We start from the raw sequence: 11969 nt of genomic DNA, 5'->3' as shown, positions 1-11969 counted from the left end.
CTTTATCATCTTATTTCACAAAATATAATAATTATAAATTTAAATTACATTATTCCTAATTATTGCTTCTATTACCAATATTTAAAGCTAGAAGATTAGATTACTCTAATCTTCTAGCTATTTTTATTATTTCTCTCATTGTATATCCAATATTATAATCTATTCTTTTATTTGTTTTTTCATTATATACTTTTAAAAATTGACTATATAAGCTTAAATATAATTTATTTGCCGAGAAATTTATGATAAACTATAAAAAGTATATTCAAAACATTAATTAGGAGGAGATATTATGAAAAACTTAATGAAAAAATGGAATAAAATAAGTTTAGTTAAAAGAATTATCTTAGGTTTATCTATTGGAATTATTTTAGCATTAACTATTCCAGAAAAAGCAAAGTCAATTGTAATTTTAGGTTCCTTATTTGTAGGTGCTTTAAAAGCAATTGCTCCTATGCTTGTATTTTTTCTTGTTACATCTGCAATATGTCAACATAAAAGCGGACAAAAAACTAATATGAAGTCTATAATTATTCTTTATTTACTTGGAACTTTCACAGGTGGATTTGTTGGAGTTTTAGCAAGTTTTATTTTTCCAGTAAAATTAACTCTGGTAGCAGGAGTAGAAAATCTTTCGCCTCCTGGTGGAATTACTGAAGTCTTAAGATCACTTTTAATGAATATTGTAGATAATCCAGTAAATGCATTAGTTACTGCCAATTATATAGGTATATTATCATGGGCTGTAATTCTTGGATTTGCCTTAAAAGGAGCAAATGATTCAACTAAAACAATGCTAGCTAATATTTCTGATGCTTTATCTAAAATGGTTGGATGGATAATTAATTTTGCACCAATTGGAATTATGGGACTTGTCTTTGATGCAATTGCAACTAATGGAATTCAAACATTTATAAGCTATGGAAAACTACTTTTAGTTTTAGTTGGATGTATGCTATTTGTAGCACTTATCGCCAATCCAATTATAGTATTTATAAATATTCGTCAAAATCCATATCCTCTTGTTCTAAAATGTTTAAAAGAAAGTGGTATTACAGCATTTTTTACTCGTAGTTCAGCTGCGAATATTCCTGTAAATATGGATTTATGTAAAAGATTAGGTTTAGATAAAGATACTTATTCAGTATCTATTCCTTTAGGTGCAACTGTAAATATGTCTGGTGCTTCTGTTACGATTTCTGTTTTAACATTAGCAGCTGCACATACTTTAAATATTCCTGTTGATATTCCGACTGCACTTATACTTAGTATACTAGCAACTATAAGTGCTTGTGGAACATCAGGTGTATCTGGAGGCTCTTTACTATTAATACCTTTAGCTTGTAGCTTATTTGGAATACCGACCGATGTTTCTATGCAAGTAATTGGAGTTGGATTTATTATAGGTGTAATACAAGATTCTTGTGAAACAGCACTTAACTCATCATCTGACGTTTTATTTACAGCAACTGCAGAGTTTTATAAGAGACGTAAAGAAAGTAATTTAAATCTCTATCTAAAGAAATAGCTTAATAGATTTATATTAAGTAATATTTACACATTAAAATGATAATTGTTTTTATTTTCTAATTAGGTATTTTACGTTTTACATAAAAAAGGGGCTATCTATGACAGCCCCTTTTTTTATTTATTATTTTATATTCCCTCTTTTCCAGAATCACTTATATCAAGTAATTCTTCTGGGTATGCAGACCATATAGTTTGATTCAAAAGATATTCTTCATTATATTTTATAGCATAAGTTTTTAAAATATTTAAAGGTACATCCATGTGAATCTTATCTTCCTTATATTTATTAAATATATCTAATACAAATTCCTTTTCATCCTTTGAAAGATAATCTGAAAAGTATCCAAATATATGCATAAATGTATTTATGTAATTACCTTTTCTAGGAATTTTAGAAAATGCTAAACCTAAATGATGCTCATAGTCATTTATAATTTCATTAAAATGTTTTTTTTCATCATTAGCAACTATTTGCCCTAAATGCTTTAACTGACTTCTATTATATGCCATAAGAAGATATTTATTATTTGAATGAAATTTAATTAACTCTTTAATAGAATTAGATTTTTCTACTTCCTTAAATTTAAAAAATATATACACCTTAATTAAAAAATGCTCTCTTATGGCATGATTAGTAAGACGTCCTTCTTCTTCAATAGGAAGATATGGATAGTTTTTAATAGCATAAGAAGCAAATAATCCTATACTCTTTTTTGATCCTATTGTCTTTTCTTTACCTAAATATAACTTTACATTTTTGGTTCCACAAGATGGTGACCTTCCCTTTAATATAAATCCATGCACTTCTTCTAAAGATTTAAAAAATTCATTTGAATATTCATCCATTTCCTTTGTATATACATTTCCACTATGCGGCTCATAAAGTTCTATTTTTTCTTTTTCTAATATTAATCTTATAGGCTTTCTAGGTGTCTCTAAACCGATATCTACCTCCGGACAAACAGTTATATAATTGACATACTTTTTTAATTTTTCAACAAACTTATCTGATATCATATCTCCATTATATCTACAATTACAAAATCCTAAACATCTGCTTACTACAATTGTGGGCTTCTTATCTTCTTTCAATTAATACCCTCCTTGAATACTTTACATTTAGCACTTAATAAACTTTTTTCTTTTGATATAAATATTTTACATGTTTATTATTTTTTATAATACTCTTTCCCTAAAAGATATTATTATCTAATCAATTATTTTAAATACATCAGATTTAAATTTTTCTATACCTATTCTATCTATAAAAAATCCTAATTTTTCACCAGCTTCTGCATTTTCTTTGTAGTATTCAAAAATTATATCAACTAAATTTTCTGCAGCCTTTTCAGTCAAATCAATTGCAATAATATCCGACATTCTTGGATTATAGCCTCCTGATCCTCCTACGGTTACCATAAATCCGGTTTTATCAGCTATTATACCTACATCCTTACTATAAACACTCCCACATGCATTTCTACATCCAGCAACACCTATTTTGGTTCTACATGGCATTTCTGCCCAATGGTACCTTTTTGAAAGTCTCATTCCTATTCCAATAGTATTATGTTTTGCTCTCTTACAAAAACCTGCTGGACACATCTCTACATTTTTAACAGAATTTTGTGTTTTGACAGCTGGCATCATTCCAAGTTCTTCCCAAATTAATGGTAAATCACTTTCCTCCAAATTAGTAATTAATATTCTTTGTCCTGAAGTAATTTTTATAACTCCATTATATCTTTTTGCTACTATAGCTATTTTTTCAAGGTTCTCTGGTGTTATAAAACCTCCAGGTATATGAGGTGTTATCCCAAACTTTCTCTTGCCATCTATAACCTTTTGTAAATTACCGTAATTACTCATTTCATTCTCCTTATTCTCTATTTTTGTACTTCTTATATATTTTACAAAGCAATTTATAACACTAGTTAACTTTAATTATCAGTTATCAATTTCTTATTTTTTAAAAATATTTCTTCTATTATTACTGCTCTTATAGCCTCATATTTTATATCACTTCTAAGAGTCTTTTTAATTTCTCCAATTTTTCTGTAGTCTTTAGACCTTACTTCTCTAAGAATCTCTTCTCTATCTTCTTTTAAATAATATTTTGATATATCAAACTTAATTTCTATATTCTCATTATTTTCAAGGGCTGTTGTCAAATATCCTAAAATTGTAGATATAGATATTTCTAATTTATCTGATAATTCTTCTGGAACCTCTCCTTTTTTTAATTCATCAATAGTTATTTCTTCATCTGTCCTAACGTCTCCATCTAAAGCAATTTTTCTTTTTTCCTTCTTTATGAAATTAACTTTAATATCTTTGTTATTAATATAATCGTTAACTATAATAATTATATCTTTTCCTATAATTTCTACTTTCTTTTTTCCAACTAAAGTTATATCCATTAATTCATCTAAGTTTTTAGGATATCTTCCACTTATTTCTTTCAAGCTTCTTAAAGATATTACTTTTGGTGGATACATACCTTCTTTTCTTGAAATTTCTTCTCTTCTATTCTTTAATAATTCTAGTAATTCTTCATCTACTTTTATATCAATATAAGAATTTTCTTCATTATCCTCAATTATATGATTTACAATAATATTATTTTCTTCAATATAACTTTTAATTAAATTAATAAATCTTTCACCATATTTATTAAATTTAATTTCTCCTACTCCACTAATTAATCTCATATTTTCCTTAATTAATGGCATTTTGCTACTCATTTCTTTTAATGTAACATCACCAAAAATTATATAAGGAGGAACTCTTTCTTCCAGTGCTATTTCTCTTCTCAAATCTTTTAGTAATTCTAATAATTTATTATCTACATTTTCAATAGTATTAATATTATTTTCTTTAAATAGTACTTTATGCTCACCTTTTATTATTTCTATTGATTTCTTATTTAGACTTACTACAGGATAAGTTCCTTCAATATAATCTAAATATCCATGAGCTATTAACGTATTTATAAAACTTTTCAGATCTTCCGCCTTATAATCTTTCATAATTCCATAAGTAGATAAATTATTGAATCCTAAATTTACTAGTCTAATGTTTTTAGATCCCCTTAGAACATCTACTATCATTGAAATACCAAAGTTTTTTTTCATTCTATATACACATGATAATACTTTTTGAGCATCAATAGTTTTATCTACTACTTCTCCTTCATTTAAACAGTTACTACAATTATTACAGTTTTCTAAATTAGATTCACCAAAGTAATTTAGTATATATTTTCTATAACAATCATTATTATAAATAAAATCAGTCATTTGTTTTAGCTTCAAATATTGACTTTGTTTTCTATTTAAATTTTCTGAACTAGATTCTATTAAGAACTTTTGAGTTTGAATATCTCCTGGTGAAAATAATAATATACACTCACTTTTTCCTCCATCTCTTCCTGCTCTACCAATTTCTTGATAATAACTTTCAATGTTCTGAGGCATATTAAAGTGAATTACATATCTTATATTAGGCTTATCAATTCCCATTCCAAAAGCATTTGTAGCTATCATTATATTAATTTTATCCTTTATAAAATCTTCTTGATTTTCTTTTCTTATATCATCCCTAAGCCCTGCATGATATTTAGATACCTTATATTTTTTTTCACATAAGACCTCATATAATTTATCTACTTCTTTTCTAGTAGCAGCATAAACTATTCCTGAAGCATCTTTATTAGCTTCTATATATTTAATTACATAGTCTTTTTTATTACTTCCTTTTACAATATTAATAAATAAATTTTCTCTATCAAAACCTGTTACATATACCTTAGGATTTTTAAGTCCAAGAAGGCTTATAATATCTCTTTTTACTTCTTCTGTTGCTGTTGCTGTAAAAGCTGTAATTATAGGTCGTTCTTTCAATATATCTATAAATGATTTTATTTTTCTGTAACTTACCCTAAAATCATGCCCCCACTGAGATACACAATGTGCTTCATCGATAGCAATTTGACTTATACTACATCTTGACATTTCCATTATGAAGTCATACGACTCAAGTCTTTCTGGCGCAACATAAACTATTTTATATTTGTTATTCTTTAGATTATTTATAGCTTCATTAAATTCACTAGTACTTAATGAACTATTTATATATGCGGCTTCAATCCCCATAGATCTTATATTATCAACTTGATCCTTCATTAAGGATATTAATGGTGAAATTACTATAGTTAAGCCATCTAAAATTAATGCTGGTATTTGATAACATAAAGATTTACCTCCGCCGGTTGGCATTATTGCTAGAATATCTTCTTTACTTAAAATATTTTTAATTATATCTTCTTGGCCCTTTCTAAAGCTTTTATATCCATAATATTTCTCTAAAACTTCTAAACTTATATCTTGCAAATTAAACACTCCTAAAATTATCCTTCTATTTACTTATTAAGATTATCAACACAAACATGCATTCCTAACACACTAAAATAATAGCTTTCCTCAAATAATATAAAATTCATTGATAATTAGTTAAGTTTAGAATGTTTATTATAACTTATGTAAATTGTCTTATAAACAATTATTGCAATAAGGGTAAATATTATTACCACTAATGCATACAACTTAAAAACTTCTTCTGGTAACACATTTATAATAGGATCTGTTTTTGAATCAAAAATCCAATATTCATTATTAAAAAATATTTTATGGAAAATTATAAAAGCTTTTGAGAAATCTATAAAAATTGAGGTTAATAAAACTGTAATTATACTTATAAGAGTATTTGCTCCATAATTAAGTGATTTAATTAGCTTTATTTTTTTGTTGTTATATTTTTTTATTAGATATATAACAATAAATATCAATACAAAAATTAAAACTATTAAATATATGCTTAAAAATATCTTCTTAACTTCATAAAAATGAAATTCTCCGTTGCTACTCATTATAAAATTATTAAACTTCAACTTTTTTGCAAATGGATTTTGTAAATAATTTAATAATATATTATAATCTTCCATTAATTTTTCCTTTGAAAGTTGTCCTATTTTATCCAAGTCATACTTTTGAATTGAATACTTATATATACTTCTCAAATTTAAAGATGCAATAACACTTATTCCAATAGTAAATAAAGCTACACTTATTCCTTGTAAAACTTTAAATATGCAATTAATCCATTTCTTCATTTTCTACCTCTTTCTAATATTTAGCATTTTATATAATCCTTATATACTAAATTGATTTAAAGACTATTACTACTTATATTTTTAATTAAATTTTAAACTCTTATAATAACTTATATATATAATAACATAATAGTCCTTATTTTGAATATAAAAAGAAGGGTTTCCCCCCCCCCTTAACTTCTTAACTAACCTACTATCAAATCAATATTATCCTTATACTGAGAATATTGTTTGTTTTTATATAATATTGCATTTTTAGGACAACAACTCATGCATCTACAGCACAATATACAATTATCCCTAAACTTTATATAATCTCCTATATTCTCTATATTTCTAGTTGGACAAATTTTAACACATAAATTGCACTTATCACATTGCGAGCTTACTGAAAATTTATATGAATTTTTATATAAATCTTTTGTTCTGAATTTGTATAGTTTTTTCATAATTATTGATTTAAAATTATTAATTTCTTTTTTATTATAATTTTCAATCAAAAAATTTGCTATTTCATTTTTTATTTTTTGTAAGGATTTATTATATACTTCTTCTAAATCTATATTTTTAGTATCTAAATATTCTCTACTTAATATATTGCTATTTGGCATTTTAAAATTTGTAGTTAATATGACTTTAAAATTTTTTTCTATTAATATTTTCTCTAATTCATCAAAGTAAGTTTGAAGTTTATCTTTTCCTGTTGAAAATATCATTGTTTTTATTTCGCTTTTAGAATAATGTAGATTATCTTCTATAAATTCCATAAATATTTGAGGGATATATTCAAAATACTTAGGAAATCCAAGAATTAAATAATCAAATGATATCTTTTCTATATTAAATTCTTCTTCTATCGAATGTATTTCTATTTCACATTCATTTTTTATAAATTCTTCTCCCATCTTATTGGCAATAAATTTTGTATTTCCAGTGCCACTGAAGTATAAAATTAAACCTTTCATATAATCTCCCCCAATTAATATATATTTACATAATAAAATTACATATGTAAGAATATGTTAATAATTATACATCATTTGTAATTTTTTGGAAACGATTTTAATCTTTCAAATTTCCTTACTCTTTTTATATTTTCTACAAAATAAAAAAAGATAGAAATTTTTTCTATCTTTTTTTTACTATAATTATATTTTTTGCTTATTGTATTTCCAAAACAGTACTGATGATACTAATATTATTCCACATATTATGATATATACAAAAAATAATGGATTTTTAATACTTCCAAATAAAATAATTAAAGATCCTAAGCTTGCAAAAATAGGATTAATTTTTCCCCTCCATAAGCCCTTAATTTCATTGTTTAAACCCATTTTAAATACTTTAAAGTACAACATTATATATAATAAATAATTAACAGTTATTGATATTTCTGATATATCACTATTAGGTAAATAATTATATCTTTGTGTTATATAATGTATAACTAAACAAATAGATGATATACAAAAAGCTACAACTGAAGATCTAATAGGCATCCCTACGCTTTCATTGACGACTTTTATTTTCTTAGAATTGGGAAACATTCCCCTTATTGCTAGAGAATATGGCATTCTAGTGTGGCCTATTATCAATCCATTTACAGTTCCTAATATAGATATAACAACAAATGTTAATATTATTTTAGCTCCCCAAGGTCCAAATAGTCTAGTAGCTGCTAAATTAACATGTTCATCTCCCATATTCATTATTGTTTCTGGTCCAACATACATACTTATTCCAATAAAATATAATACATATATTGCTAATATAAATAATGGAGCAACTACCAAAGCTCTTGGTAAATTTCTTTTAGAGTTTTTTATTTCATGACCTATAGATGTTGATATTATCCAACCATCAAAAGAAAATGCTATAGGTGCTATTGCTGCTATCCATGTAGCAGGTTCCATATGTACAATATCACTTATTATTATTTCAGTAGGATTTCCGAAAAAAAGTCCTGCTATTGCTATTACTAATAAAGGAATAATTTTAATTATCGTTGATGCATTTTGAAAGTATCCGCCTAATTTAGCAGACAATACATTCATAAAGTAAAATAAAATCATTATTATAAATCCTATCGTTGTTTGAGTAGTTAATCCACCATCTATTCCAAATAACATACATATATATATACCAGATACCCACGAAATTACAGCTACAAGTGTAGGATAATATAAGAATGTATGAAACCATCCAAAAGCACAAGCAACTGATTCATTATATGAATATTCAGCATATGTTATTATTCCCCCTGCTTTTGAATCTCTTGATGCTAATTCTGAAATAGTTAGGCTTCCAAAAATAATTCCCATTGCAGCAATACTAAATACAAGAACGCCTAAACTTATACTTCCATTAGTGGCTACTAATATATTATCACTTTTAAAAAATATTCCTGATCCTATTACAATTCCTACTATCATTCCTATGGCAGTAAATAAACCATATTCATTTTTTTTCATTATTTCACCTCTTTGTACAATATTTTATTAATAATTATAATTTCTCTGTCCAATATATCATATAAAGGTACAAATAAAAATATTAAATTTAATAATTCTCTAATAAAAATCAACTTTTATATACTGTTAATAAAATCATTTTTAATACTTACCGTACATTTATTTTAATATTTAAATATTCCAACAAAATATATTAAATAGCTATATTGTATTTTTTAACCCAATTTATTAATATACTTTTAAATTATTTCAATATAAAATATAATTTTAATAACTTTATTAGTTCTTTATTAATATTTTATTATTAATATTTTTTCAGAAAAATGGGGGTATTTATGAATAAAAAACTTTTTTGGTGTTATTTCATTAACATTAGGTTTATCACTTTTAAGCGGCTGCTCTAGTAATGCAGAAGATAATCAAGAAGATCATATATCTTCAATATAAGCCTTTAATAAACTTGTTGATAATGATAAAGTTGTTGCTATACTTGGTCTTGTAACTTCTGGAGCTACAACAGCAGCTATTTTATACATGCTGGCTCGGATTATTCAAATGGTATATATGAGACATAAAAAAAGACTTTAAATCTAAAGGTGGACAGGTAACTGAATGTTTAAGTTATAATGATGGCGATACTGATTTTAATGCGCAACTTACAAAGATAAAATCAACTAATCCCAATGTATTAGTTCTTCCTTATTATTATAATTTAGTTTTCATTATTGCTAACCAAGCCCGAGCAACAGGAATAACTTCTTAATTCTTAGGTGGAGATGGATGAAGATCTGAAGAACTTTATTCTAATGTAATTTTTACAACAACTTATAAATGGTTTAGACTTAGGTAGTGTTTATGCTCTTAAATGATTAATTGGATTAAAGATGAATTTCAAATTTCTGTTTTACTTACAGAACATGATATGAAACTAGTAATGGGAATTTGCGAAAAAATAATAGTATTAGATTATTGTAAAAAATAGCTGAAGGGACTCCTGATTAAATAAGAAATAACCCTAAAGCTATTGAAACATGCCCCGGAGAATGGTCTTAAACTATGCTTAAAATAGATAACATTGACTTGTATTATGATGAGCCTTCAATAGTACTGGCCCCTATAGTTGTTAAAGAAATCTTTAATACTATAGTACAAATAAACAAAGCAGTAACCACAATTTTATTAGTAGAATAAAATATAAATATTGCTTTATCTATAGCTCATAGAGCTTATGTTTTAAAAACCGCTAGAATCGTGTTAACTGGTGATTCTAGGACTCTTCTTAATGATTCTATAATTAAAAGCGCTTATCTAGGTAAATAAAAAATAGAGGAACATTTAATCCTCTATTTTTTTATTTTCTAATTAAATTATATAACTTTAGTGCAAAAATCCAAAATTATTGTTTTATTAGTATTTCTATTGAATAGTTTTTCCTTTAAATGTAATATATGTATATAAATGCAATCGTTTGCTTTTATTTCATTAAAATATATTTATGGAGGGGTTAAGAATGAAAAAAATTTTAGCAACTGTTTTGACTGCATCATTATTGGCTGGAGTGTTTGTTGGATGTTCTTCTAATAATACTAATGGAAGTTCAGGTAAAAATACTGAAAATAAGGTAGTAAAAGTATTTCAATTAAAAGTTGAAATAAATGACGCTTTGCAACAACTTGCAAAAAAATATGAAGAGGAAACTGGAGTTAAAGTTGAAGTTACCTCAGTTGGTGGTGGGGCTGACTATGGTGCTGCTTTAAAAGCTGAATTTCAGAAAGGTACTGAGCCTGATATTTTTATGATTCAAGGTGCTGGTGACTTAGAAGTTTGGTCTCATAAAGTTGATGATTTATCATCCGAAAAATGGGTTTCTAATGCCGTTAAGGGTACTTTAGATACTGTAAAAGTAGATAATAAAATATATGGTATGCCAGTTGCAACTGAAGGATACGGACTAATCTATAATAAAGATATATTAGACAAGGCATCTATAGATCCCAAATCAATTGATACCTTTGATAAATTAAAAGAAGCTGTTGAAAAATTAGATTCCCAAAAAGCTGATTTAGGATTAGAAAATGTTATATCATATACAACTAAAGAAACTTGGGTAACTGGGAATCATACTTTTAATATTGGATTAACTGCTCAAGAAAATCCTGCACAATTTACAAAAGACTATGTTGCTGGAAAAACTGATTTAGTTAATAATCAAGGTTTTAAAGACTGGATGAATCTTGTTGACTTACTTTGCAAATATAGTGGAGGCTCTTCTTTAGATACTATAGATTATAGTACTCAAGTTGGGAACTTTGCTTTAGAAAAAACTGCTTTCTTACATCAAGGTAACTGGACTGCTGGAGATTTAGCCGGATTAGGTGCTGATTTTGATATGGGATTTATACCACTAGCAATTAATAATGATACTAAAATAAGTGGAAGTATTCCTGTTGGCGTTCCAATGTACTGGACTGTTAATAAAGATTCAGCTGTTAACACTGAAGCGAAAGCATTTCTTGATTGGATGGTAACTAGTGAAACTGGCCAAAAAGGTTTAGTAGAAGATATGAAAATGATTCCTGCATTTACTAACTTTAAGATTGAAACTGATGATAAGTTGGCTAAATCGATAATTGAGTATAACAATGCTGGAAAAACACTTCCTTGGGCATTTACTAACCTTCCTGATGGATTTACTATGGAAAACATTGGACCTATATTTTCTAAATATGCTAAAGGGGAAATAGATCAAAGTAAGATGCTTGAAGAAATACAAGCACTTACTAAAAAATAATTAA

At 26.1% G+C, this 11969-nt stretch carries 9 protein-coding genes and 1 pseudogene; 4 read left to right on the top strand and 6 right to left on the bottom strand.

Annotated elements, in window-relative coordinates; genetic code table 11:
• Positions 1-292: 292 nt before the first annotated feature.
• Positions 293-1528 (top strand): serine/threonine transporter SstT, encoded by a 1236-nt coding sequence (gene sstT / locus ABDZ60_RS16595; RefSeq protein ID WP_343779654.1) that lies wholly within the window; start codon positions 293-295, stop codon positions 1526-1528.
• Between the two features lie 128 nt (positions 1529-1656).
• Here sstT and ABDZ60_RS16590 read toward each other — a convergent pair whose 3' ends face one another.
• The 6 genes from ABDZ60_RS16590 to ABDZ60_RS16565 all read right to left on the bottom strand — a co-directional run bounded on the left by ABDZ60_RS16590 (position 1657) and on the right by ABDZ60_RS16565 (position 9174).
• On the bottom strand, positions 1657-2622 hold the full coding sequence (locus ABDZ60_RS16590) for a YbgA family protein (RefSeq protein WP_343779652.1): 966 nt from the start codon (positions 2620-2622) through the stop codon (positions 1657-1659).
• Between the two features lie 117 nt (positions 2623-2739).
• Entirely contained in the window at positions 2740-3399 is a 660-nt protein-coding gene (locus tag ABDZ60_RS16585; protein WP_016207541.1) for a nitrite/sulfite reductase domain-containing protein, read from the bottom strand.
• Between the two features lie 71 nt (positions 3400-3470).
• Positions 3471-5921: a DNA helicase RecQ gene (recQ, locus tag ABDZ60_RS16580; RefSeq protein WP_343779650.1), complete on the bottom strand. Its 2451-nt coding sequence runs from the start codon at positions 5919-5921 to the stop codon at positions 3471-3473.
• A gap of 116 nt (positions 5922-6037) precedes the next feature.
• Positions 6038-6700, bottom strand: coding sequence for a TIGR01906 family membrane protein (locus ABDZ60_RS16575; protein ID WP_016207538.1), 663 nt, complete (start codon positions 6698-6700; stop codon positions 6038-6040).
• Between the two features lie 185 nt (positions 6701-6885).
• Complete coding sequence (locus ABDZ60_RS16570) at positions 6886-7665, bottom strand: EFR1 family ferrodoxin (RefSeq protein ID WP_343779647.1); 780 nt, start codon at positions 7663-7665, stop codon at positions 6886-6888.
• A 183-nt stretch (positions 7666-7848) separates the two neighbouring features.
• Positions 7849-9174, bottom strand: a complete 1326-nt coding sequence (locus ABDZ60_RS16565; RefSeq protein ID WP_047000837.1) for an APC family permease — start codon at positions 9172-9174, stop codon at positions 7849-7851.
• Between the two features lie 865 nt (positions 9175-10039).
• Between ABDZ60_RS16565 and livG the strand changes: the two are divergent.
• The 3 genes and pseudogenes from livG to ABDZ60_RS16550 all read left to right on the top strand — a co-directional run.
• Positions 10040-10176: pseudogene (gene livG / locus ABDZ60_RS16560) on the top strand (high-affinity branched-chain amino acid ABC transporter ATP-binding protein LivG); the annotation flags it as partial.
• Positions 10177-10230: 54 nt separating this feature from the next.
• A complete protein-coding gene (locus ABDZ60_RS16555) occupies positions 10231-10365 on the top strand; it encodes a hypothetical protein (protein WP_343779644.1) in 135 nt (44 codons plus the stop codon).
• A gap of 319 nt (positions 10366-10684) precedes the next feature.
• Positions 10685-11965, top strand: a complete 1281-nt coding sequence (locus ABDZ60_RS16550) for an ABC transporter substrate-binding protein (RefSeq protein WP_343779642.1) — start codon at positions 10685-10687, stop codon at positions 11963-11965.
• Positions 11966-11969: the final 4 nt, after the last annotated feature.

Origin of the sequence: Clostridium sartagoforme, assembly GCF_039521405.1 — a bacterium.
Taxonomy (GTDB): domain Bacteria; phylum Bacillota; class Clostridia; order Clostridiales; family Clostridiaceae; genus Clostridium; species Clostridium sartagoforme.
Note: the sequence above shows the minus strand (reverse complement) of the source record. Positions and strands in the feature narration are given on the sequence as shown.

Bases quoted from the DNA above. Each gene is read 5' to 3' on its own strand.
- sstT (WP_343779654.1), top strand. From the start codon at position 293: ATGAAAAACTTAATGAAAAAATGGAATAAAATAAGTTTAGTTAAAAGA.
- ABDZ60_RS16585 (WP_016207541.1), bottom strand. From the start codon at position 3,399: ATGAGTAATTACGGTAATTTACAAAAGGTTATAGATGGCAAGAGAAAG.
- ABDZ60_RS16575 (WP_016207538.1), bottom strand. From the start codon at position 6,700: ATGAAGAAATGGATTAATTGCATATTTAAAGTTTTACAAGGAATAAGT.
- ABDZ60_RS16570 (WP_343779647.1), bottom strand. From the start codon at position 7,665: ATGAAAGGTTTAATTTTATACTTCAGTGGCACTGGAAATACAAAATTT.
- ABDZ60_RS16565 (WP_047000837.1), bottom strand. From the start codon at position 9,174: ATGAAAAAAAATGAATATGGTTTATTTACTGCCATAGGAATGATAGTA.
- ABDZ60_RS16555 (WP_343779644.1), top strand. From the start codon at position 10,231: ATGCTTAAAATAGATAACATTGACTTGTATTATGATGAGCCTTCAATA.
- ABDZ60_RS16550 (WP_343779642.1), top strand. From the start codon at position 10,685: ATGAAAAAAATTTTAGCAACTGTTTTGACTGCATCATTATTGGCTGGA.